This window comes from Rhodobacter flavimaris (assembly GCF_021378075.1).
Lineage (GTDB): Bacteria > Pseudomonadota > Alphaproteobacteria > Rhodobacterales > Rhodobacteraceae > Rhodobacter > Rhodobacter flavimaris.
In genome coordinates this window covers 214,363-235,487 of the sequence record NZ_JAJUOS010000001.1, presented here as the reverse complement: position 1 = coordinate 235,487, position 21,125 = coordinate 214,363, and the positions used below count along the sequence as shown (strand labels likewise).

Here is a 21,125-nt window from a genome sequence, read left to right as displayed (position 1 = left end):
AACGGGCGCCGCGATCATCGGGCGCCCGTTTTTCATTCTGTCGCGCGGGTCTTATTCGACCGTGGCGTGGACGATATAGTCGGGCTCATCCACCAGACCGTTCTGGCGCATGTCGCCCTTCTTGATCTGATCGACGATCTCCATCCCTTCGACCACATGCCCGACGATGGTGTATTGGCCATCGAGATGCGGCGCGGGCTCGAACATTATGAAGAACTGCGAGTTGGCCGAGTTCGGATCGGCCGAACGAGCCATCCCCACCATGCCGCGCGCGAACGAGCGGTTCGAGAATTCGGCCGGAAGGTCCGGACGCTCGGAGCCGCCCACGCCCGCCATGCGGGTATCGCCGCTGCGCTTGCCGAACTGCACATCGCCGGTCTGCGCCATGAAGCCGTCGATCACGCGATGAAAGATCACGTCGTCATAGGCGCCTTCCTTAGCCAGCGCGACGATCTGCTCGACATGCTTGGGGGCCACGTCGGGCAACAGGTCGATGACCACATTGCCGCTGGCCGAACCGCCGATTTCCAGCGTCAGGTTCGGACCCTCGGTATCGGGCACGCCCGACCCTTCGGCCCAAGCGCCGGTCGCCGCAAAGGCCAGCGCCGTCGCAAGCAGGATCTTACGCATCGGCAGCCACCTTGACCGAGATCATGCGATCCGGGTTCGCCGGCGGCTCGCCACGGACGATCTTGTCCACGTTTTCCATCCCCGAGATCACGCGGCCATAGACCGTGTACTGACCGTTCAGGAAGTGGTTGTCGTTGAAGTTGATGAAGAACTGCGAGTTGGCCGAGTTCGGATTCGACGAGCGCGCCGCGCCAAGCGTGCCGCGATCATGCGGAATGCGCGAGAATTCGGCCTTCAGATCGGGGTATTTCGACCCGCCCGTGCCAGCGCGGCGCGGGTTGTAATCCTTTTCCATATTGGCGTTCTCGACATCGCCGGTCTGCGCCATGAAGCCGTCGATCACGCGGTGGAAGGCCACGTTGTCATAGGCGCCATCGCGGGCCAGTTGCTTCATGCGCTCGCAATGCCCGGGCGCGATGTCGGTGAGCAGTTCGATGACGACGGGGCCGTCCTTCAGCTCGATGATGATGGTGTTCTCGGGGTCTTTGATCTCGGCCATGAATGGTCCTCCTCGAAATTTGGGGCGACTGTAAGGAAGCGGCGCGGGATTCGGAAGGCGAAAGCGCCGCATGGCGTTGACGATGCCTGCACATCGGGGCAAGTTTGCGTGAACCGCGCGAGCAGGGCGAAGGCCGCCGCGCGCAAAATCGGGAGTGACGAGAATGGCTTGGAAAACGCTCGACGAGATGGATCTTGCGGGCAAGGTGGTCCTGGTGCGCGTGGATATCAACGTGCCGGTGGAAAACGGTGTCGTCACCGATGCGACTCGGATCGAGAAGATCGTGCCGACGATCAAGGACATCATGGCCAAGGGAGGCAAGCCGGTCCTGCTGGCGCATTTCGGCCGCCCGAAGGGTAAGGTCGTCCCTGAAATGAGCTTGCGCCCGCTGGTGCCGGTTCTGGCCGAGAAACTGGGCTGCAAGGTGAACTTCGCTGAGGATTGCGTGGGCGGTCCGGCCAAGAAGGCGGTCGCGGCGCTTGGCGCGGGCGAGGTTTTGCTGCTGGAGAACACCCGTTTCCACGTGGGCGAGGAAAAGAACGACGCCGAGCTGTCGGCCGGCATGGCGGCTCTGGGCGAGGTTTACGTGAACGACGCCTTCTCGGCCGCGCACCGGGCGCATAGCTCGACCGAGGGCGTGGCGCATATCCTGCCCTCGGCTGCTGGGCGCCTGATGGAGGCGGAACTCAAGGCGCTTGAAGCCGCGCTTGGCAATCCGACCCGCCCGGTGACCGCGGTCGTCGGCGGCGCCAAGGTCTCGACCAAGATCGAGCTGCTCTCGAACCTGGTGACCAAGGTGGATAACCTCGTGATTGGTGGCGGCATGGCCAACACCTTCCTGGTCGCCAAGGGAATCGATGTGGGCAAGTCGCTGGCCGAGCGCGAGATGGCCGAGACCGCCCGTGAAATCATGGAGAAGGCCGCGGGAACAGGCTGCCGGATCGTGCTGCCCCAGGACGTAGTCATTGCCCGCGAGTTCAAGGCCGGAGCCGACAACGAAATCGTTGCCGCTGAGGCCTGCCCAATGGACGCGATGATCCTCGATGCTGGCCCCAAGGCGGTCGAGTCGATCGGAAAGGTGTTCGAGGGCTCAAAGACTCTGATCTGGAACGGGCCGCTCGGCGCGTTTGAAATTGCGCCCTTCGACACTGCCACGAACGCCGCAGCACAGCTGGCAGCGGCGTTGACCAAGGCGGGCGACCTGATCTCGGTCGCCGGGGGCGGCGATACGGTTGCCGCGCTCAACAAGGCCGGTGTCGCGGGCGATTTCAGCTATATCTCGACCGCGGGCGGCGCCTTCCTTGAGTGGATGGAAGGCAAGAAACTGCCCGGCGTCGCGGCGCTCATGCACTGATCCCAGGCGGCCTTCGGGCCGCCTTTCCTTTCCCGCCCGCGTGTTAGCGTTCTCAGAATTGCGCGCGCGCGTCCAAGGCGGTATCGCAGCCACAGGGGCGCCCGCGCCCATCACATTTCACCCAGACAGTCCCCGGGGGAGCATCATGTCGAACGCCAAGCAGACCGAACAGATGAAGAAAGGGGCGGGCTTCATCGCCGCGCTCGACCAGTCGGGCGGCTCGACGCCCAAGGCGCTGCGTCTTTATGGCGTAAACGAGGACGCCTATTCGAACGAGACCGAGATGTTCGACTTGATCCACGCGATGCGCGCCCGGATCATCAAGTCGCCCGCCTTCACCGGCGATAAGGTCGTCGGCGCCATCCTGTTCGAACAGACCATGGACCGCGCCATCGACGGTATCCCGACCGCCACCTACCTGTGGGAAAAGCGCGGCGTCGTGCCCTTCCTCAAGATCGACAAGGGTCTGGAGGGCGAGGTAAACGGCTGCCAGATGCTCAAGCCGATCCCGGGTCTCGACGATCTGCTGGCCCGCGCGGTCAAGGCCGGTATCTTCGGCACCAAGGAGCGTTCGGTCATCTCGGCCGCCAATGCTGAGGGCATCAAGGCCGTCGTCGCGCAGCAGTTCGAATTGGGCAACCAAGTCATTGCCCATGGCCTGATGCCGATCATCGAGCCGGAAGTGACCATCACCATCGCCGACAAGGCCGAGGCCGAGGAAATCCTGCGCGCAGAGATTCTGGCGCAGTTGGACGCCCTGCCCGAGGGAAAGCAAGTCATGCTGAAGCTGTCGCTGCCGAGCGTGCCGAACTTCTACAAGCCGCTGGTCGATCACCCACGCGTGCTCAAGGTCGTGGCGCTCTCGGGCGGTTATTCGCGCGACGACGCGAACGCGATGCTGGCGCAGAACACCGGCATGATCGCCTCGTTCTCGCGCGCGCTGACCGAGGGGCTGAGCGCGCAGCAGACCGACGCCGAGTTCGATGCGATGCTGGGCGAGGCAATCGACTCGATCTACGCGGCCTCGATCGCTGGCTGATCGACCGACACGGCAAGGAATGCAGGGGCCTTCGGGCCCCTGTTTTCATTTCGGCCCCCTGCCCGCTTTCACGCGATTTTTCCACCGAAACCTTCGCCGAGGGATTCACAAGCGAAACCGGATATGGCATCCTTCGCGCATCGCCCGGCAAGAGGCACAACAGGCAGAGCACCCATCATGCACAAGCGCCGCACCATCGGCCCTCTGATCTTCTTTTCGATCTGCTTCGTGCTCGGGGCGTATTTCACCTTTGCCGCCGTGCAAGGCCCCAGTGGCGTGTTTCGCCGCGTGCAGCTTAAATCCGAGATCGCCGACCGCACGGCCGAACGCGACGCCCTGCGCGCCGAAGTGCTGCGCATGGCGAATGTGACCAAACGCCTATCGGACGAGTATCTGGACCTCGATCTGCTGGATGAGCGCGCGCGCGAGGTGCTTGGCACTATCCGCACGGATGAAATCGTCATCCGCTAAGCCGTCCCAAATCGTTTTGAAACGCCCCGCTTGCGGGGCTTTCGGCGTTTTTCCGCAGAAAATTGCCCTTGGGTCACATTCGGCGCACACAAGCGTTGCGTTTCAACCCAAGCTACGTTAGAAACTAGTTTAACGTTGAACTATTCTGTTCTGGGGAGGATGCCCGATGGCAACACGCAAGAATCCCGAGACGAAAAGCGCCCCCGGCGCGAACGTCTCGAAGGACGAACTGCTCAAGTACTACCGTGAAATGCTGCTGATCCGCCGCTTCGAGGAGAAGGCGGGCCAGCTTTATGGGATGGGCCTGATCGGCGGCTTCTGCCACCTCTATATCGGTCAGGAAGCGGTCGTCGTGGGCCTTGAGGCTGCGACCCGCGAGGGCGACAAGCGCATCACCTCGTATCGCGACCACGGCCACATGCTGGCCTGCGGGATGGACCCCAAGGGCGTGATGGCCGAGCTGACCGGCCGTGAGGGCGGCCTGTCGCGCGGCAAGGGCGGCTCGATGCACATGTTCTCGAAAGAGAAGCATTTCTACGGCGGCCACGGCATCGTTGGCGCGCAGGTGCCGCTTGGCGCGGGCCTCGCATTCGCCGACAAATACCTGGAAAACGGTGGTGTAACCTTCGCCTATTTCGGCGATGGCGCGGCCAACCAGGGCCAGATCTACGAAACGTTCAACATGGCGGCACTTTGGAAGCTGCCGGTGATCTTCGTGATCGAGAACAACCAATACGCCATGGGTACGGCGCAGCGCCGCTCGACCTCGACGCCCGAGCTCTACACGCGCGGTCAGGCCTTCGGTATACCCGGCGAGCCGGTTGACGGCATGGACGTTCTGGCGGTGAAAGCCGCGAGCGAGAAGGCCATCGCGCACTGCCGCTCGGGCGAAGGCCCCTATATCCTTGAGGTCAAGACCTACCGTTACCGCGGCCACTCAATGTCGGACCCGGCGAAGTACCGCACCCGCGAAGAAGTGCAGAAGATCCGCGAAGAGCGCGATGCCATCGAGCACGTGCGCGACCTGCTTCTGAATGGCGGGCATGCGACCGACGACGACCTCAAGGCGATCGACAAGGAAATCAAGGTCATCGTCAACGAAGCCGCCGAATTCTCGAAGGAAAGCCCAGAGCCCGCGCTCGAGGAGCTTTGGACCGACATCTACGCGTGAGGGAGTGAAATCATGGCAACCGAAATTCTGATGCCCGCGCTCTCCCCCACGATGGAGGAAGGGACGCTTGCGAAATGGCTGGTCAAGGAAGGCGACGAGGTCAAATCCGGCCAGATCATCGCCGAGATCGAGACCGACAAGGCGACGATGGAATTCGAGGCGGTCGATGAAGGTATCGTCGGCAAGATCCTCGTGGCCGAAGGCACGGCCGGCGTGAAGGTCAACACACCGATCGCCGTTCTGGTCGAGGAAGGCGAAAGCGCCGATGCGGCCCCTGCCGCAGCAGCCCCCACCGCCGCGCCGGTCGCCGAAGCGGCTGCGCCTGTCGCCGCCGTGGCCGCCGCCCCGGTCGAGGTCGTCTCGAAAGCCTCGCCGGACTGGCCGGAAGGCACGCCGATGAAGACAATGACCGTGCGCGAGGCGCTGCGCGAGGCCATGGCCGAGGAAATGCGCGCCGATCCCACGGTTTACCTGATGGGTGAAGAGGTCGGCGAATACCAGGGCGCCTACAAGATCAGCCAGGGCCTGCTGGACGAATTTGGCGCCAAGCGCGTGATCGACACGCCGATCACCGAATATGGCTTTACCGGCATCGCAGTCGGCTCGGCCTTTGGCGGCCTGCGCCCGATCGTCGAGTTCATGACTTTCAACTTCGCCCTGCAAGCCGTTGACCACATTATCAACTCGGCCGCCAAGACGCTCTATATGTCGGGCGGGCAGATGGGCTGTCCGATCGTGTTCCGTGGCGCCAATGGCGCGGCGGCTCGGGTCGGCGCGCAACACTCGCAAGACTTCGCGGCATGGTATGCGCAGATCCCCGGCCTCAAGGTGGTGATGCCCTATTCGGCGTCGGACGCGAAAGGTCTGCTCAAGCAGGCGATCCGCGATCCGAACCCGGTTATCTTCCTCGAGAACGAGATCCTTTACGGTCGCTCATTCGAAGTGCCGGTGCTGGATGACTTCACCATCCCCTTCGGCAAGGCCCGCATTTGGCGCGAAGGCACCGATGTGACGCTGGTTTCGTTCGGGATCGGTATGGCGCACACGCTCGACGCGGCGGACAAGCTGGCGGAGATTGGCATCTCGGCAGAGGTGATCGACCTGCGCACGCTGCGTCCGATCGACTATGACACCGTGATTGCTTCGGTCATGAAGACCAACCGCTGCGTCACCGTGGAAGAAGGCTGGCCCGTCGCCTCGATCGGCAACCACCTGAGCGCCACGATCACGGAGCGCGCGTTCGATTTCCTCGACGCTCCGGTCATCAACTGCACGGGCAAGGACGTTCCGATGCCCTACGCTGCGAACCTTGAAAAACTGGCCCTGATCACGCCCGACGAAATCGTCGCGGCTGTGAAACAGGTCACCTATCGCTGAGGGGGAAGAATAATGGCAACCGAAATCCTGATGCCCGCACTGTCCCCAACGATGGAGGAAGGGACGCTTGCGAAATGGCTCGTGAAAGAGGGTGATACTGTCTCGGCGGGCGACATCATGGCCGAGATCGAAACCGATAAGGCCACGATGGAATTCGAGGCCGTGGACGAGGGTATCGTCGGCAAGATCCTGATCGCGGCGGGCACCGCTGGCGTGAAGGTCAACACGCCCATCGCGATCCTCGTTGAGGAAGGCGAAGACGCCAGCACCGCCGCCCCGGCGGCTGCGGCTCCAGCCGCTGTCTCGGCACCTGTTGCCGCGGCTGCATCGCCTGCCCCGGCTGCGCCCAAGGCCGATGGTCAGCGCGTATTCGCCTCGCCCCTCGCGCGGCGCATCGCTGCCGAGAAGGGTCTTGATCTGGCGACCGTGAAGGGCTCCGGCCCGCACGGTCGGATCGTCAAGGCGGATGTGGAAGGCGTGAGCGCGGCGCCGAAAGCTGCCGCTCAGGCGGCACCTGCCCCGGCTGCTGCCGCACCTCCGGCTGCGCCTGCAGTGTCGGCCTCGACCATTGCCAAGCTTTACGAGGGCCGCAGCTACACCGAAGTCACGCTCGACGGGATGCGCAAGACGATTGCGGCGCGCCTGACCGAGGCCAAGCAGACCATCCCGCACTTCTATCTGCGTCGCGAAGTGCGGCTGGACGCTCTCATGGCGTTCCGTGGCGATCTGAACCGCAAGCTGGAAAGCCGTGGCGTAAAGCTGTCGGTCAACGACTTCATCATCAAGGCCTGCGCGCTTGCGCTTCAGGCCGTGCCGGATGCGAATGCCGTCTGGGCGGGCGACCGGGTGCTGAAGATGAAAGCCTCGGACGTCGCCGTTGCGGTTGCCATCGAAGGCGGGCTGTTCACACCTGTGCTTCAGGATGCGGAAGGCAAGTCGCTGTCCAAGCTCTCGTCCGAGATGAAGGACCTCGCAAAGCGTGCCCGCGACCGCAAGCTCACGCCGCATGAATACCAGGGCGGCAGCTTCGCGATCTCGAACCTCGGGATGTTCGGCATCGAGAACTTCGACGCCGTGATCAACCCGCCGCATGGTGCAATCCTTGCCGTCGGCGCTGGCGTGAAGAAGCCGATCGTCAACGCGGCTGGTGAGATCGAAGTCGCCACGATGATGTCGATGACGCTCTCTGTCGATCACCGTGTGATCGACGGCGCTCTTGGTGCGCAGCTTCTGTCGGCGATTGTCGAGAACCTCGAAAACCCGGTGGCGATGCTCGCCTGAGCCGAAAATCAAAAAAAGGCCGGTGCGATGCTCCGGCCTTTTCTTTTAGTCTTCGCAATCTTTCAGGCGATGATCCATCTTGACCGATGGCTGATCGCAACCTGCCTCCCCCACAATCCTCGCAGGTACGCCAGCAACGGTCTTGCAGCAGGGCACCTCCTCCAGCACCACCGAACCAGCGGCGATGCGGCTGTTTGCGCCAACCTTGATATTCCCCAGAACCTTGGCACCTGCACCGATAAGGACGCCATCGCCGATCTTCGGATGGCGATCTTCCTCTTCCTTGCCGGTCCCGCCGAGAGTCACCGAATGCAGCATCGACACGTTGTCACCGACAACCGCAGTCTCACCGATGACGATGGAATGCGCGTGGTCGATCATCACGCCCTTCCCAATCCGCGCCGCTGGATGGATATCGACACCGAAAATCTCGGATGTCCGCATCTGCACGAAATAGGCCATATCGCGACGCCCCTGACGCCACAGCCAATTCGCGATGCGATAGGACTGAAGGGCCTGATACCCTTTGAAGAAGAGAATAGGCTGCAAGAATCGATGGCAGGCCGGATCGCGATCAAACACGGCGACCAGATCGGCGCGAGCCGACTGACCAAGCCCCGCATCTTCGCCATATGCCTCATCTGCGATCTCACGCAGGATCTGCTCACTCATTTCGCCCGAAGCAAGCTTAAGCGAAAACCGGTAGGCCAGCGCCCGTTCCATGGTCGAGTGATGCAATAGGCCGGCGTGGATCAGAGCCCCAAGCAAGGGCTCGTCCTGCACCGCCGCACGCGCCTCGTCGCAAATACGCGACCAGACCGGATCGACCGTTGCGAATTTCGCGCGCGTTTCAGCCATTTCGAGGCTCCTTCTTCCTGTAGCGAGCCTATCACATAGGCTGATTGCCGAATAGGGGAAGTCTCGGAGAGATAAAAGCCCGCATCCGGCAAGTTCTGTCAGTCGCTCAGGAAATCGACACCGACAGTTGCGCCCATGCCCCGGCGCCAAACACCTCGGAAACCTGGGCGACGAGCAGTTCGAAATCACCACTAATTTCGTCGCTAGCCTGCATGGCTTCAGAATACACCCAGGAAGGAGCGGAAGTGACATCCTCCCGACGGATGGCGCCGTTCACCATCACTCGGACACGATATTGCTCGGCGCTTTCACCAAGCGGAACATCTACCCCTTCCCAGCTGTCGCCATCAAGGCGGGTGCGACGTTTCCATTCGAACGCGATACCATTTGCAGTTCGGCTGGATTTGAGATGAACGGGGCTAAGCGGCCGCAGCGCAATACCCGGAAACGCCTCAACCACATGCTCATAAGAAGGATCATCATATGGCCTGCTTGCGGGGCCGATGCGATAGTGGCGCGCCAGGTTTCGGGCGGAGGCGAGCACCTCGATCTGCCGGGGCGCCTCGTCAATAAGGACGACCGTGCTGCCGACAGGCCAGACCGCTGGCATAATCGCATCAGTCCCAAGCTGGCCACGCAGACGCAGACTGACTTCCCAGACATCGCGCTCGACAAGGGTCGCTTGCGCGAACTGGAACAACTCCCAATCCGTGGAAGAACCATCACCAATGGCAATCAGATTGGCACCGTTAAAGACGCGCCTGGTGTCGGCGGATTCCAACTCGCCCGATGCGAGGGCGATGCGCAGCGGCGCCCCTCGATCCCAGACGCCGGGCTGCGCGGCCGACAATGGCGAGAGCGTCTCTCCGATAACCGCATGGCCATCAATCAGGGCATTCAGACCATAGCCGTAGTCGTCGCCTGCAGAGTAAACCGCGACCTCACCCGGCCATGGTTCGGCGGATACCGCTAGATGCGGCGCGTAAGGGTTTTCCTGCCCGGTCAACAGAGGCAGGTCGAGGAACACCGCCTGGACAGGTGTCAAAGCCGCGAAGGGCTTGAGGATCGTATTCTCCTCGACCTCGTCCGAGGGCAAATAAACCGAAACCTCAACGCGGGTCGCCTCGATCTGCAACGCCTCTGTGCGCTCGATCCGATCAGCTCGATAGAGGCGCGTCTCATCGCCCCGGCGCAGATCGAAAACGTCGCCGGTCTTCAGGTCGTTGCGCGACGGAGCCACCGTCAGCCGCACGCCATCCCGTGCTACCCGCGCTTCGGAAAGCCACCGCTCTGAGACGCCCAGTGCCTGCGAGCGAGACAGGGCAATCGGCAGTTCGGTAGCGGAGGCGGCACCCGCGCGCTCGTCGGGGAACACCGCCTCCACCGCGCGGGTTTCGAAATCACCGTCGGCCTCGACATAGGTCAGGCGGATACGGCCCGCCAGTTCGGCCTCGGGTGCGCGCGTCGCTTCAACGCCGCTCAGACCGGCACCCTCGACCAGGTCATCTTCAGTCAATACCGCGCTTGCCGTGCCGTCGCGCATAACGATAGCCAGCATTCCATCCCGCTCGACGGCATCAAAACCGTAGGCAAGCCCGAGGCCCTGCAAGGCGCCACGCCCGGTGATGCCTCCCGCAGTTACATAGCCGCGCACGACCCCATAAAGCTTAGACGTGTCGATATCCTGCACCCCGGCATCGGAACAAATCTCGGCCACAACATTCGCCAAGGGTTGCGCCGAAGAACGGCCCGAGATCCAGTGCCCCCGCGCGTAGTTCGCGCCATCCGCCCAAAGCGAAAGGTTTGACGGAAACTGCGGATAAGGGCGCGCATCCCAAGCCCAAACATGGGCGCGCGAGGTATCCACCATCGTGCCTTCGAAGACCTCAGAGACCGGGTTATTCTCCGGGCTCTTCCAGTAGTCGAGAACTGCGCGCAGATACTGCATCTGGATGAACTCATCGCGCCGCCCATCCGAATAATACGGTAGGGCTGACTCCGAGCTTCTGGGATCGACAAACTTATTGGGCTGGTTCGTCGCCTTGTTCACAGCCGCACAGCCAAGTTCAGTGAACCAGATCGGCTTCGAGCGCGGCACCCAATCAGTGGGCGCGGCTGCGCGACTACCGTCGATCCGTTCGTGATGCGGGTTTTCCCACCACGCGCGGATATCCTTATAGCGCCAGGTCCAGTCTTCACCAAACGCGCCATCCCGAATAGGCGTCCGAATTTGCCGATCGCGATCAGACTCGCTCGCGTAATACCAGTCGAACCCTTCTCCGCCTTCGATATTGGCCTGAAGATAATCGACATTATAGATCGACCCCCACGCCCGGTCGGCATGATCATCGCCGTCGCGCCAGTCCGAGATCGGCATGTAATTGTCGATCCCGATGAAATCGATGTTGTCATCGGCCCAAAGCGGATCAAGGTGGAAATAGCGCGAGCCGTCACCAGGCTGATACCCCCAGTACTCGGACCAGTCTGCCGCGTAGCCGATCTTGCAATCCGGCCCGAGGATCTCACGCACATCGGCCGCAAGCCTGCGAAGCTCCTCGACCGCCGGAAAGCTGTCCCCGGCACCCCGGATCTGCGTCAGGGCAACCATTTCCGACCCGATGCAAAACGCATCGACACCGCCCGCAGCGACACAAAGATGCGCATAGTGCAGGATGAAGCGGCGCATCGACCACTCGGCCGGGCCGATATAGAGAACTCTGGATCCCATGCGCAAAAAATCATTGGGCTCGACAGAGCCGAAGAAGGCGCGAACCTGCTCTTCTGCCGCAACAGACCGATCCACAGACCCAGGACGATCTGGGGCCTCGGCGAGAGTCACACGACCGCGCCAAGGCAAGACCGGCTGGTCCGCTGCATCCGACCACGGGTCGGGAAGGTCGTTATCCGCCAACTGATCCATCAGGATGAACGGGTAGAACGTGACAGACTTTCCGGCCCCACGCAGCGCAGTGATTGCCTCGATCACCGACGCATCGGTCGGCGTGCCACCATAGACCGGCTTGCCATCAAGAAGGGGAACCTGCGCAGCCATCGCGCGCGTCACCCCCGAAACATTCCAGGGCATTCCCTTTGCGTCGCCGTCGGTCTTTTCAACCTTTGGCTTAAGCGTGCACTCGCCGCAGCGCAGATCATCGCCAAACCAACTCACGACGAGAGAGACCGCCTCGCATTCGGGCAGTTCTTCGTCAAGCGCTTCAAGCGCCAGCGCGAAATCCGTCTTGCTGTCAGACGCGTTCTGGTTCGCAACCGTGGTGCTCTTTTTCCCACCCGAGCGCGAAACGCAATATACGGGCTGCGTCGCCAAGGCATATTCACCCGTGCCGGGAATCAGCGCAACCGCGTTCACGGCACGCACCAGATCGGGCAAGTCCTCAATCTGCGCGCCTTGCGCGGGACGCACAACCTCAAAGGAGAGCTGCGGGATGCGATTGCCATATTCGGCAAGCGCGAGGTCTTCGAAAACGACATAGGCAATGCCGCGATAAGCCGGAGCAACATCCGCCCCCTCTACCGCAGCGATCTTCGGGTCCGGCAACTGGTTTTCCGAACCGCTGTAGACCCTCATGTTCAGCGCAGCCTTGTCGATCTCGACGCCGTCCGCCCAAACCCGGCCGATACGCAGGATCTCGCCCTCGCAGATCGCGAGGGCAAGGCTGACCGAATAGCTATACGTCATCGTAGTAACGCGCGGGGCTCCCTTGCCGCTTTTCTTGACCTTCTTGGTTTCGAAGAAACGCGTGGCCCAGATCACCTGCCCAGAGACACGCATACGCCCCCAGAGCTTGCCGACCGCGTCGCCTTCGCTTGCGCTGGTCAGCCGCAGTCGGTCGACCTTGCCCATCTCGACAGCCTGCGAGCCGACCCCAAGCAACCGTTGATCGACCGCACGACCGAGTGTCGCACCGATCGCTCGGCCAATCACCGCCCCCGAGAGGCCAAGGACCGTGCCCCCAAAAGCACCACCGATCGCAGCCCCGGCTGCGGAAAGCAAAATCGTAGCCATCTCGTCGGCTCCTCAAGGAAAGTCAAAATGTGCGACCACGCGGCGGCGCCACGGGGTCGAAAATGGGCTCTCGATGACGCCATGCCCGGTATAGGCGTGGATGAACGCCGCGCGCTCGCCATCTGCGCTCATCAGGCCAAGATGTTTGGCAACGGCGCCGTCGCGCATCCGAAAGACCAGAACCTGCCCAGGGACGATCGCCCCCCGCCCTTCGATCATGAGACGACGCGCCGAGGTCAGGATGCGCTCTTCACGCGCAGGCTCTGACCAGTCAGGCGTGTAGGCTGGGATCGCCTCGGGCTCGCACCCATAGAGCGTCCGCCAAATACCGCGCAGCAGCCCCAGACAATCCGTGCCCGCGCCTTTGACCGATGCCTGATGCTGATAGGGCGTTCCGATCCATTCACGGGCTAGCGCCAATGCCGCACCGCGTTTCGCGCCAACCAGAGCTTCGGTCATTTGAATAGGCTGCCGCCATCGTTCGCGCCGCTGCGCACCGGGTAGCTCATGAGCCAATCCTCGCCGGGAATATGCGGGAAGCCGCGAAAGTTCAGGAAGTTATTGAACTTCATGCGACACGTCTCCGCGCGCCGATCGCAGCCAGCCTCGAGGCGCACCGTGTCCCCAGGCTGGACCACGGCACCGATCTGTTGCCAGAGTTCAACGGAACGCGCGCCGTTGGCCAGTATCCGGTCGTTCTTTATCACACCGAACAGCCCTTCGGCTTTCCCGCTCAGAACGCGAAGCCGCCCCTTTTCGAACCAGCGCGGCTGATATCCCGTCAGTTGCGCGAATTGGAACTTCGCATCGCCTTCGACCGCCTCGACGGCCAGTTCCACCGCATACCCCTCACGCCCCAGATCGAAACGGCAGAAGCGATCCCCCAACACCGCGGAGCAGCGCGGGTGGTAGATGCGCCCGTATTCCTGCCCGAGCGCCTCAGAGAGGCCACGCAACTCAGCCCTAAACCCGCCGGAGGACCGCGAGAGCTCGCCGATATGGCCCCGGAAGATCATCTGCCGCTGCGCGGGCTCCGCCCAGTTCACAATCCAGACGCGCACCTCCGCGCGGTCGTAGCGCCCGGCAAGGATGTCCTCTTCCGAGATCGAATCCGAACTCAGCACGCCATAGCTTTCGGAGTTGTCCACCGACAGGCCCGTGCTTTGCACGACAGCCTTCGCCGTCATCCCGCTTTCGGGTTGAAACGCAACCCCATCGATGTTCAGCGCCCGGTCGTGATCGGTGAAACCAAGAACCAAACCATCGGTCCGCTCAACCGCCCAAGCACGGGCAATCGTCGTGCATCCAGTAGCAAGATGATCGTTAAACTTACTAATGTCGCTCATCTAAGGCGCACCTCCACCACGGGAACCTGCGGCAAGTCGCCCGCCTGGAACGACTGTACCGAAACCTGAATGCGGTCGGTATCGAAGCGAACAGGAACGTCGAATTCGAACCCCGCCGTGATCCGCGCCCCGTCGGCCGGGGCGTCCACGAAAGTGATCCACCCATCCTCAAGGCCGACCGAGAAGTGAACGGTTTCGAATTGCTGATCATCCTGCAAGCCGACCAGAACAGTGCCCTGCACGGGCTTTGCAATCGGACGAACATAACTCGCCCCGCCTGATGCGTATGTCTTGCAGAGTTGAAAACGGGTCGTCTGCCCGTCGCCGATCCCGATCAGCTGATCCTCAAAACCCGGGCTTTGTGAGGCCGGGCAGGATTTGAAATCCGCCCAGTCCTTCCAGCGAAACGCGTGCATCTGCCCCTGCCGTGCCTCGAAGAAGGCAATCAACCGCTCGACATCATCAAGCGAGCGCAGCCCCACACCCGCATCGTAATGCCGCCGCGAATGCGCCCAGGGCGTGTTGCGCTCTTCATAGCCGTTGGTCAGCGTGACGATCTCGGTTCGCCGCTCGGGGCCGCCAACCGATCCGAAACTCAGATTTGCCGGAAACCGGACTTCGTGAAAGGCCATGATCGTCTTCCTCAGCTGTTACGATGCCCGCGCGCCAGGGCGCGGTTGATCTGCGCGGCGATCTGCGCCTGACTACGCGCGAAGCTGCCGACATCTGGGGTCGAGACGTTCATCACCACGTTAATGGCGCGCCCACCCTCACTTGACTGCACGCCAAGGCGGCCATCGGCGCCTCGGGTCAGCGGCATGATCGCCTCGGGCCCGGCCTCGCCCATCAGGCCGGTCGCGCCACGCATCGGGAAAGAGACCGGCGCGCTCACCACGCCCCCTTTCGCAAAAGGCATGACGCTCCCCTGGCTGAACGCCCCTCCCTGCGCAAACGGCAAGAGGCCACCGAGCATGCTGCTCATCCCCTGCGCGATAGCGCCGCCAAGCGCGTTCTGCACCGGTCGCATCGCCACCGAATAGACGCTGTCCGCCATGGTCTGCGCGACCGAGCGCAACGCATCCGAAAGCTTCATGCGGTCGAAAACCAGCCCGTCGAACGCGCGCCGCAGCCCGCGCCCAATGCTATTGGTCAACGAGTTCACCTCGCGCCCGGTGAACAGCATCCCCTCGCGCATTCGCCCTAACTCGGCGTTGAACGCTCCCGCAATCGCCTCGGCGCCTGCAAGATTGCGCTCCAGCAGGGCGGCCTGCACGCTCAGCCCGTCCAACCCTTCGACTTCAACCATCGCTTGTTCCTTTCCTCTCGCCCGCAGCGGCCACGTCGGGCCACCGCGCCACCAGTTCATCAAGACGTGCGCGGGTCAGTGGCGCCGACCCCGAGGCTTCCCCCAGCATCAGCGCTAATTCCGCAGGGGTCAGTGCCCAGAACTCCTGGGGTCGCAAGCCAAGCCCCCGCATCCCGACCCGCATCAGGCCGGGCCAATCCAGTCCGCTCATGCGCTCCCCGGCACCGTGAAGGCGCGGGCCAGCAGCTGCGCGGCAATGCGGGCGGCCTCGATCGGGCCGCCAGCGATTTCCACCGCGCGCAGATCCTCGGCACCGCCGCGCCAGCCACCGCCGCGCAGCCCCGCAACCAGCAGGGCCAGCACATCGCGCGTCGAGAAGGCACCGCTCTCGAAGCGCCGAACTAGGTCGAGCAGGCTGCCCTCCCCCAGTTCGGCCTCCAACTCGGCCAATGTGCCAAGCGTCAGCTTCGCCACATGCCGTGCACCGTCGAGCGTGACCTCGACCTCTCCTGCCCAAGGGTTCGCCATCGCCACCTCAGAGCGCCGTGAAGCTCAGCACACCGGCAGAAGCCATGCTCAGCTCATAGCTGGCCTCGCCGTTATGCGCGCCCGCGTATTCCACCGAGGTGATCATGAACGGTCCCTGCACGATGCCGAAATCCGGGATGATGACCTGGAAATCCGGCACTTCGCCGTCGAAAAAGATCTGCCGCGCGCGCTCATCGGTCGCCGCATCCTTGAACACGCCCGAGCCCGAGATCGAGGCCGAGCGCACCCCCGCACCGCCCAGCAACTCGCGCCAGCCGCCCTGGCTTTCGAGCGAGGTCACATCCACCGTTTCTGCGTTGAAGCTGATGCGCGTGGCACGCAGCCCCGCGATGGTCTCGAATTGCCCGCCCCCGTTGAGGTCAAGCTTGATCAGAAGGTCCTTGCCGTTCTGCGCCACCATGGCCGAAGTCTCCTAAATGACGTGAAAATTGCGGCCCGCGTGGGGCCTGCCCGTGGGCGGATTTGTGCCTCAGCCCTCGACCCGCGCGCGGAAGGTCAGATCAATGCGCCGCGTGTCGGCTTTCTCGACGCGCCGGGCCTTGGCCCGAACGAACCACAAGGCCACCAGCGCACCTCGCTCAAGCTCCAACGCCGCGTCGCTCAGCGCGTCCGAGATCGCCGCCGCGATCTCCTTGGCGCCATGGAAACCGGCCTCACCGGTCACCACCGACACGACGAAATCATGCGTGGCGCCCGAGCCGGTCATGTCCGAGGCATCCTGCACATCCTCGGGGCCAAGCGTGACATAGGTCATCGGCGCGGCGCCCGGCGGCACCGCGTCATAGACGGCCCCGCCCACCAGGGCCGACACGCCGGGATCGGCTAGCAGGCGCTGATAGACCGCGGCCTGAAGGAATGCGGAAATCACGTAGCTCATGCGACCACCTCCTCACGGGCGAAGCAGACAAGATAGCGTTGCGCCGGGTCCGCATCGGCCACCGACAGGATGCGGAACACCCGCGCGCCTTCGCGAAACCGCTGATCGGGGCGCGGGCGACGCGGGCTGGTCACCGGGGCCGCCCGCACCACGATCCGATAGGGCACCGAGGCAAGCGTAACCGCCTCTCCGGCGCGCTCATTGCCCGTGCCAGCCGTCACCTGCGCCCACAGATCGCCAAGGCGCACCCAGTCAAGCCGATGGCCGCCGCCGCCATCCGGGCTGCGCTGCGCCTCTTCCAAAACCAGTTTTCGATTGAGAACCGGGGTCATGCGCGCCCCCCAAGAACCCGCACGGTGCGCCAGCGCTCGATCAGGGAAGCGACGCCGAATGGCATCGCGTCCTGCCCTGCGCCCGCGTCGTGGCGACGCTCAAAATACTGCGCGGCGAGCAACATGACTGCCTGCGCCAGATCGGCCGGAAGGTCGTTCCATGCCGCGCCGAACCCCGCCGCAAAGCGGATATCAGCGCGGCCCCCTCGCGGAATCGGCGGCAGGGTGCCGGAAACCGCCTCAAGCCTCGGGCGCCCCATGTCGGGGACCAGGCGACACGCTGCGGAGACTTCGGCAATGGCCCCCGTAGTGTCGACCATCTGCACCGAGTGCAGCACACCGACAGGCGCGATCGGCAGCGGCTGGCTCATCCCATCCCGCCAGTCCGAAAGCGTCAGCACGAAGTCGCGCGTCAGCAGCGCCTTTGCGATACGCCCTTCGATCGCCGCAATGGCAGCGCGCAGATAGGCCTCCAGCGCCGCATCCTCCGCCCCGAGATCGGAAAACCCGCTCCCCAGTTGCAGATGGTCGCGAAACGCAGCCATCGGCAGCGCCGCCGAGGCGACCGCTGTCACTTCTTTCAACATCATAAAAACTCTCCGAAAGTCGCATGGGTTCCCGCGGCGCAGGGCCACGGGGATCGGACGCAGGCCCTCCCGCCGCCGCTCGGACGGAGGGAGCAGCTAGGCGACGACGGTCAAACCCGCGCCCGCCCGAAGCCGGTTTCTCGGCTCACAGGTGCGCGGTTACCCGCACACCCCGCTTCGCGCCCCTTACGAGGCGGCGAATTTCAGCAGCTTGATCGCCGCGAAGTCGCTCACATCGCCGCCGACGCGCTTCGAGGCGTAGAACAGCACATGCGGCTTGGCCGAGAAGGGGTCGCGCAGAACCCGCAGATCGGGGCGTTCAGCGATGGTGTAGCCGTTCTTGAAGTCGCCGAAGGCAATCGCATGGGCGCCCGAGGCGATGTCCGGCATATCCTCGGCGATCAGCACCGGATAGCCCATGAGGCGCGCGGGCTCACCCGCCTGCAGACCGTCCGACCACAGGAAGCGACCATCGGCATCCTTCATCTTGCGCACCGCACCGGCGGTCTTCGAGTTCATCACGAAGGTCGCATTGGCGCGGTATTCGGCGTCCAGCGCATAGACCAGATCCACGATTGCGTCCGAGGCATTCAGCGCCGCGAAATCGCCATCGGCGCCGGTCGCCACATAGCCAAGCGAGCCCCAAGCCCAGGCGTCGTTCGCGACCGAGGCATGGCTGAGGAAGCCGGTCGGCTTGTCCACGCCGTTGCCATTGACGAAAGCCGCCGCCTCGGCGCGGGCGAACTTGTCCGCGATGCGCCCCGCCAGCCAGCTTTCGATATCGAAGGCGCTGTCATCGAGCAGCCGCTGCGAGGCCTTCGGCATCGCCGACAGCTCATGCAGCGGGATCGAGATACGGTCGATCTGCGGCGTGCCCGTCTCGGACAGGGTCGCGGTCTCGGTGGCCCAACCCGAACCCATCTCGGTGTGATCGACCAGCACGTCGAAAGAGGTCGCCTCGACATTGACCACATTTGCGATCTGGCGGATCGAGGCGGTGGCCTTCAGCACGCCGCGGATCGTCTCGGAGGTCTGCGGGTCCACAAGGTAACCGCCCTCGGCCGAAACCGAGGTGTTCAGCGCCTTGCCTTCCATCACAAGGCCACGCAGCGCATCGTCGTCACCCGAGCGCAGATAGGCCGCGAACGCCTTCTGGTGCGGCGCCTCTTCGGTGGCGGCGACGGAAAGGGCGGGACGCCCGGCGAAAGTCTTGGTCTGCAGCATGGTCAAACGCTCATCCTGTTGTTGCATCTTCGTCTTCACTTCATCCTGAAAGCCTTTGATCTCTTTCAGGAAACCGGCCAGCGCGGTCTTTACCTCGATCGCCGGGGCGGGGCCGTCGGACAGACCCGTCCCGGCCCGAGCCTTGCACTCGGTCTTCATCGTCACTCGATCTCCATGGGTATGAGCCGGGCTTATCGCCGGGCCAGTTCCGCCGCGGCGCCGTTCAGCGCCTCGACCATCTCGCGCCAGGTCTCGGGGTCGGGGCTGTCGCCCTTCGCCGTAACCCGCGCTTCGCGAAGCATCGGGAAGGTCACCAGCGAGACCTCCCAAAGCTCCAGTTCCGCAAGAAGCCGCTGGCCCTTTGCGTCCTTCTGGGCGCTGACCGTGCGATAACCGATCGACAGCCCGTCAATCGCCCCCGCGCCGATCAGTGCCGCCGCCTCGCGCGCGCGCTCCACATCCAGCAGGAGCCGCCCTTTGACATAGAGCCCGCGCGCGTCCTCGCGGATATCGTCCCACACGCCGATCGGCTGGGCGGGATCGTGCTGCCAAAGCATCTTGACCGTGCCGCCACGCGCCCGCAGCCGCTCAAGGCTCCGGGCATAGGCGCCGGGCTGCACCACATCGCCGCCCTGATCGGGAACGCCGTAAAGCGAGGCATAACCCTCGATCACCGTGCCATCGGTTACCTGCACCGTTTCACCCGCCTGTGAGAACTTCAACTCAAGGCCATAATCAATTGTCTTCATGTGCATTTCCCTATTTCGGAGCGTATTCCAAAACGCCCTGCACCGCCTGCGTCAGGATCACGGCCACGACCCCGTAAACCGTCATCCACAGTCGCCTCTCCAGCCCCTCGATCATCGCCTCGATGCGCTCCAACCGCCGATCCACCTGGGTGAACTGCAACTCCATGATCCGCTCGGTCGCCTCGAAGCGCTGCTCGTGAACCTCGAACGGCTCCTTGAGAAAGCGCGACCCGCCTGCCGCCATCTCACGCCTCCGAGACCGGCGGCAGACCAAGCAGCGAGCGTTTTTCGGCCGCAGTCAGGAAGACAGCCTCGCCGATACGCTTCCACTGCGCGTCGCGTTCCGTCGCCAGTGCCGGGATCTGGTCGAGGTCGGGCTTCAGCTCGATCACCTCTCCCATGAAGCCAGAAAGCCACCACGCCACCGCTGCACTGACCCGCGTTACCAGCGGCAGCACCGTCAGGCGATAAAACGCGCGGTGCGCCTCGGCATAATTCGCGTAGGTTGCGTCGCCCTGGATCCCCAGCAGCATCGGCGGCACACCGAAAGCCACGGCGATCTCGCGCGCGGCGGCGGCCTTGGTCTCGTGAAACTCCATATCCGAGGGGCTGAACCCCATCGGCTTCCAGTCGAGCCCACCTTCCAGCAGCATCGGCCGCCCTGCATTGCGTGCGCCCTGATGATGCGTCTCCATCTCGAAGACCAGGCGGTCATATTGCTCGGGGCTCAGTGTGCCCTGCCCGTCCGAGCCCTTGTAGACAATCGCTCCCGAGGGCCGCGCGGCATTGTCCAGCAGCGCCTTTGACCAGGCGCTGGCCGAGTTGTGCACGTCCATCGCGGTTGCCGCCGCCTGCATTGGCGACAGGCCGTAATGATCGTCCTGCGGATGGAAGCTCTTGATATGGCAGATCGGATCGGGGTGCCCGGTCATGTCGAAGCGGTGCTTGCGCGCGCCCACGGCATATTCATAGGCCACCGGCCAGCCATCCGCGCCGGGTACCACCGACATCCGGTCGGATCGCAGCACATGCAGCTCGCGCGGGAGGCCGGTTTCCGAGGCCACAGCCTCCAGATACCCATTGCCGGTCAGCAGCATCTGACCAAAGAGCGCCTCGAACAGCTCGGCACGGCCTTGCCCCGCATTCGGACGCCGGATCAGATCGATCAGCGGATGCAGCTCATAGCGGCGCTCGCTGTCCTGGCAGACGAGTGGCACAGCGGCGGCTGCCTCCGCAATAAGCTTAACGCAGCGAAACCCCACCGGATTGCCAGTAAAGCCGCTGCGCGTCAGGCTGACGGCATCGCGCGGCGACCAGACCACCCGGCCCGCCCCCGATGCCATGGCCACGATCCGCCCTGTGACCGAGGCCTTCTGCTCAGGCGCGCCCTGCGGCTCGGCCTTGCGAAAGAAATTCAATCCCATCCCGTTCTCCTCGTCGCGGCCCGGCCC

At 63.5% G+C, this 21,125-nt stretch carries 24 protein-coding genes; 6 read left to right on the top strand and 18 right to left on the bottom strand.

Going from position 1 to position 21,125, the window contains the following annotated elements; translation table 11 throughout:
• Nucleotides 1-51 precede the first annotated feature (51 nt).
• On the bottom strand, nucleotides 52-630 hold the full coding sequence (locus LZA78_RS01200) for a peptidylprolyl isomerase (RefSeq protein ID WP_233675129.1): 579 nt from the start codon (nucleotides 628-630) through the stop codon (nucleotides 52-54).
• Complete coding sequence (locus LZA78_RS01195) at nucleotides 623-1,129, bottom strand: peptidylprolyl isomerase (RefSeq protein WP_233675128.1); 507 nt, start codon at nucleotides 1,127-1,129, stop codon at nucleotides 623-625. The genes LZA78_RS01200 and LZA78_RS01195 overlap by 8 nt, the downstream gene beginning before the upstream one ends.
• A gap of 163 nt (nucleotides 1,130-1,292) precedes the next feature.
• Between LZA78_RS01195 and LZA78_RS01190 the strand changes: the two genes are divergently transcribed.
• The 6 genes from LZA78_RS01190 to LZA78_RS01165 all read left to right on the top strand — a co-directional run bounded on the left by LZA78_RS01190 (nucleotide 1,293) and on the right by LZA78_RS01165 (nucleotide 7,822).
• On the top strand, nucleotides 1,293-2,483 hold the full coding sequence (locus LZA78_RS01190; RefSeq protein ID WP_233675127.1) for a phosphoglycerate kinase: 1,191 nt from the start codon (nucleotides 1,293-1,295) through the stop codon (nucleotides 2,481-2,483).
• 145 nt (nucleotides 2,484-2,628) lie between these two features.
• A complete protein-coding gene (locus LZA78_RS01185) occupies nucleotides 2,629-3,522 on the top strand; it encodes a fructose bisphosphate aldolase (protein ID WP_233675126.1) in 894 nt (297 codons plus the stop codon).
• A gap of 177 nt (nucleotides 3,523-3,699) precedes the next feature.
• A complete protein-coding gene (locus tag LZA78_RS01180; RefSeq protein ID WP_233675125.1) occupies nucleotides 3,700-3,993 on the top strand; it encodes an FtsB family cell division protein in 294 nt (97 codons plus the stop codon).
• Between the two features lie 166 nt (nucleotides 3,994-4,159).
• Nucleotides 4,160-5,164: a pyruvate dehydrogenase (acetyl-transferring) E1 component subunit alpha gene (gene pdhA, locus LZA78_RS01175; RefSeq protein WP_233675124.1), complete on the top strand. Its 1,005-nt coding sequence runs from the start codon at nucleotides 4,160-4,162 to the stop codon at nucleotides 5,162-5,164.
• A 12-nt stretch (nucleotides 5,165-5,176) separates the two neighbouring features.
• A complete protein-coding gene (locus tag LZA78_RS01170) occupies nucleotides 5,177-6,541 on the top strand; it encodes a pyruvate dehydrogenase complex E1 component subunit beta (protein ID WP_233675123.1) in 1,365 nt (454 codons plus the stop codon).
• A 12-nt stretch (nucleotides 6,542-6,553) separates the two neighbouring features.
• Complete coding sequence (locus LZA78_RS01165; protein WP_233675122.1) at nucleotides 6,554-7,822, top strand: 2-oxo acid dehydrogenase subunit E2; 1,269 nt, start codon at nucleotides 6,554-6,556, stop codon at nucleotides 7,820-7,822.
• 45 nt (nucleotides 7,823-7,867) lie between these two features.
• Here LZA78_RS01165 and cysE read toward each other — a convergent pair whose 3' ends face one another.
• The 16 genes from cysE to LZA78_RS01085 all read right to left on the bottom strand — a co-directional run bounded on the left by cysE (nucleotide 7,868) and on the right by LZA78_RS01085 (nucleotide 21,098).
• On the bottom strand, nucleotides 7,868-8,680 hold the full coding sequence (gene cysE, locus LZA78_RS01160; protein WP_233675121.1) for a serine O-acetyltransferase: 813 nt from the start codon (nucleotides 8,678-8,680) through the stop codon (nucleotides 7,868-7,870).
• A 106-nt stretch (nucleotides 8,681-8,786) separates the two neighbouring features.
• On the bottom strand, nucleotides 8,787-12,704 hold the full coding sequence (locus tag LZA78_RS01155; RefSeq protein ID WP_233675120.1) for a baseplate multidomain protein megatron: 3,918 nt from the start codon (nucleotides 12,702-12,704) through the stop codon (nucleotides 8,787-8,789).
• Nucleotides 12,705-12,716: 12 nt separating this feature from the next.
• A complete protein-coding gene (locus tag LZA78_RS01150) occupies nucleotides 12,717-13,163 on the bottom strand; it encodes a C40 family peptidase (RefSeq protein WP_233675119.1) in 447 nt (148 codons plus the stop codon).
• Nucleotides 13,160-14,050: a phage/gene transfer agent baseplate hub protein gene (locus tag LZA78_RS01145; protein WP_233675118.1), complete on the bottom strand. Its 891-nt coding sequence runs from the start codon at nucleotides 14,048-14,050 to the stop codon at nucleotides 13,160-13,162. The genes LZA78_RS01150 and LZA78_RS01145 overlap by 4 nt, the downstream gene beginning before the upstream one ends.
• On the bottom strand, nucleotides 14,047-14,682 hold the full coding sequence (locus tag LZA78_RS01140; protein ID WP_233675117.1) for a DUF2460 domain-containing protein: 636 nt from the start codon (nucleotides 14,680-14,682) through the stop codon (nucleotides 14,047-14,049). Before LZA78_RS01140 ends, LZA78_RS01145 begins: the two co-directional genes overlap by 4 nt.
• Nucleotides 14,683-14,693: 11 nt before the next feature.
• Entirely contained in the window at nucleotides 14,694-15,356 is a 663-nt protein-coding gene (locus LZA78_RS01135) for an RcGTA-type gene transfer agent tail tape measure protein (RefSeq protein WP_233675116.1), read from the bottom strand.
• On the bottom strand, nucleotides 15,349-15,567 hold the full coding sequence (locus LZA78_RS01130) for a rcc01693 family protein (RefSeq protein ID WP_233675115.1): 219 nt from the start codon (nucleotides 15,565-15,567) through the stop codon (nucleotides 15,349-15,351). The genes LZA78_RS01135 and LZA78_RS01130 overlap by 8 nt, the downstream gene beginning before the upstream one ends.
• Nucleotides 15,564-15,884, bottom strand: coding sequence for a gene transfer agent family protein (locus LZA78_RS01125; RefSeq protein WP_233675114.1), 321 nt, complete (start codon nucleotides 15,882-15,884; stop codon nucleotides 15,564-15,566). Before LZA78_RS01125 ends, LZA78_RS01130 begins: the two co-directional genes overlap by 4 nt.
• A gap of 7 nt (nucleotides 15,885-15,891) precedes the next feature.
• Entirely contained in the window at nucleotides 15,892-16,305 is a 414-nt protein-coding gene (locus LZA78_RS01120; protein ID WP_233675113.1) for a phage major tail protein, TP901-1 family, read from the bottom strand.
• 69 nt (nucleotides 16,306-16,374) lie between these two features.
• Complete coding sequence (locus tag LZA78_RS01115; protein ID WP_233675112.1) at nucleotides 16,375-16,782, bottom strand: DUF3168 domain-containing protein; 408 nt, start codon at nucleotides 16,780-16,782, stop codon at nucleotides 16,375-16,377.
• Nucleotides 16,779-17,114 carry a head-tail adaptor protein gene (locus LZA78_RS01110; protein ID WP_233675111.1) on the bottom strand — a complete coding sequence of 112 codons (336 nt, stop codon included), beginning with the start codon at nucleotides 17,112-17,114 and terminating at the stop codon, nucleotides 16,779-16,781. The genes LZA78_RS01115 and LZA78_RS01110 overlap by 4 nt, the downstream gene beginning before the upstream one ends.
• On the bottom strand, nucleotides 17,111-17,704 hold the full coding sequence (locus LZA78_RS01105) for a head-tail connector protein (protein WP_233675110.1): 594 nt from the start codon (nucleotides 17,702-17,704) through the stop codon (nucleotides 17,111-17,113). Before LZA78_RS01105 ends, LZA78_RS01110 begins: the two co-directional genes overlap by 4 nt.
• A gap of 183 nt (nucleotides 17,705-17,887) precedes the next feature.
• Nucleotides 17,888-19,084 (bottom strand): phage major capsid protein, encoded by a 1,197-nt coding sequence (locus LZA78_RS01100; RefSeq protein ID WP_233675417.1) that lies wholly within the window; start codon nucleotides 19,082-19,084, stop codon nucleotides 17,888-17,890.
• Between the two features lie 32 nt (nucleotides 19,085-19,116).
• Complete coding sequence (locus LZA78_RS01095) at nucleotides 19,117-19,674, bottom strand: HK97 family phage prohead protease (RefSeq protein WP_233675109.1); 558 nt, start codon at nucleotides 19,672-19,674, stop codon at nucleotides 19,117-19,119.
• A gap of 10 nt (nucleotides 19,675-19,684) precedes the next feature.
• Entirely contained in the window at nucleotides 19,685-19,918 is a 234-nt protein-coding gene (locus LZA78_RS01090) for a GTA head formation protein, RCAP_rcc01685 family (protein WP_218629186.1), read from the bottom strand.
• A 1-nt stretch (nucleotide 19,919) separates the two neighbouring features.
• Nucleotides 19,920-21,098, bottom strand: coding sequence for a phage portal protein (locus LZA78_RS01085; protein ID WP_233675108.1), 1,179 nt, complete (start codon nucleotides 21,096-21,098; stop codon nucleotides 19,920-19,922).
• Nucleotides 21,099-21,125 lie beyond the last annotated feature (27 nt).

Bases quoted from the DNA above. Each gene is read 5' to 3' on its own strand.
- LZA78_RS01090 (WP_218629186.1), bottom strand. From the start codon at position 19,918: ATGGCGGCAGGCGGGTCGCGCTTTCTCAAGGAGCCGTTCGAGGTTCAC.
- LZA78_RS01100 (WP_233675417.1), bottom strand. From the start codon at position 19,084: ATGAAGACCGAGTGCAAGGCTCGGGCCGGGACGGGTCTGTCCGACGGC.
- LZA78_RS01170 (WP_233675123.1), top strand. From the start codon at position 5,177: ATGGCAACCGAAATTCTGATGCCCGCGCTCTCCCCCACGATGGAGGAA.
- LZA78_RS01130 (WP_233675115.1), bottom strand. From the start codon at position 15,567: ATGAGCGGACTGGATTGGCCCGGCCTGATGCGGGTCGGGATGCGGGGG.
- LZA78_RS01110 (WP_233675111.1), bottom strand. From the start codon at position 17,114: ATGACCCCGGTTCTCAATCGAAAACTGGTTTTGGAAGAGGCGCAGCGC.
- LZA78_RS01115 (WP_233675112.1), bottom strand. From the start codon at position 16,782: ATGAGCTACGTGATTTCCGCATTCCTTCAGGCCGCGGTCTATCAGCGC.
- LZA78_RS01135 (WP_233675116.1), bottom strand. From the start codon at position 15,356: ATGGTTGAAGTCGAAGGGTTGGACGGGCTGAGCGTGCAGGCCGCCCTG.
- LZA78_RS01140 (WP_233675117.1), bottom strand. From the start codon at position 14,682: ATGGCCTTTCACGAAGTCCGGTTTCCGGCAAATCTGAGTTTCGGATCG.
- LZA78_RS01200 (WP_233675129.1), bottom strand. From the start codon at position 630: ATGCGTAAGATCCTGCTTGCGACGGCGCTGGCCTTTGCGGCGACCGGC.
- LZA78_RS01185 (WP_233675126.1), top strand. From the start codon at position 2,629: ATGTCGAACGCCAAGCAGACCGAACAGATGAAGAAAGGGGCGGGCTTC.
- LZA78_RS01150 (WP_233675119.1), bottom strand. From the start codon at position 13,163: ATGACCGAAGCTCTGGTTGGCGCGAAACGCGGTGCGGCATTGGCGCTA.
- LZA78_RS01195 (WP_233675128.1), bottom strand. From the start codon at position 1,129: ATGGCCGAGATCAAAGACCCCGAGAACACCATCATCATCGAGCTGAAG.
- LZA78_RS01180 (WP_233675125.1), top strand. From the start codon at position 3,700: ATGCACAAGCGCCGCACCATCGGCCCTCTGATCTTCTTTTCGATCTGC.
- LZA78_RS01105 (WP_233675110.1), bottom strand. From the start codon at position 17,704: ATGATGTTGAAAGAAGTGACAGCGGTCGCCTCGGCGGCGCTGCCGATG.
- LZA78_RS01155 (WP_233675120.1), bottom strand. From the start codon at position 12,704: ATGGCTACGATTTTGCTTTCCGCAGCCGGGGCTGCGATCGGTGGTGCT.
- LZA78_RS01120 (WP_233675113.1), bottom strand. From the start codon at position 16,305: ATGGTGGCGCAGAACGGCAAGGACCTTCTGATCAAGCTTGACCTCAAC.
- LZA78_RS01125 (WP_233675114.1), bottom strand. From the start codon at position 15,884: ATGGCGAACCCTTGGGCAGGAGAGGTCGAGGTCACGCTCGACGGTGCA.
- LZA78_RS01095 (WP_233675109.1), bottom strand. From the start codon at position 19,674: ATGAAGACAATTGATTATGGCCTTGAGTTGAAGTTCTCACAGGCGGGT.
- pdhA (WP_233675124.1), top strand. From the start codon at position 4,160: ATGGCAACACGCAAGAATCCCGAGACGAAAAGCGCCCCCGGCGCGAAC.
- LZA78_RS01145 (WP_233675118.1), bottom strand. From the start codon at position 14,050: ATGAGCGACATTAGTAAGTTTAACGATCATCTTGCTACTGGATGCACG.
- LZA78_RS01085 (WP_233675108.1), bottom strand. From the start codon at position 21,098: ATGGGATTGAATTTCTTTCGCAAGGCCGAGCCGCAGGGCGCGCCTGAG.
- LZA78_RS01165 (WP_233675122.1), top strand. From the start codon at position 6,554: ATGGCAACCGAAATCCTGATGCCCGCACTGTCCCCAACGATGGAGGAA.
- cysE (WP_233675121.1), bottom strand. From the start codon at position 8,680: ATGGCTGAAACGCGCGCGAAATTCGCAACGGTCGATCCGGTCTGGTCG.
- LZA78_RS01190 (WP_233675127.1), top strand. From the start codon at position 1,293: ATGGCTTGGAAAACGCTCGACGAGATGGATCTTGCGGGCAAGGTGGTC.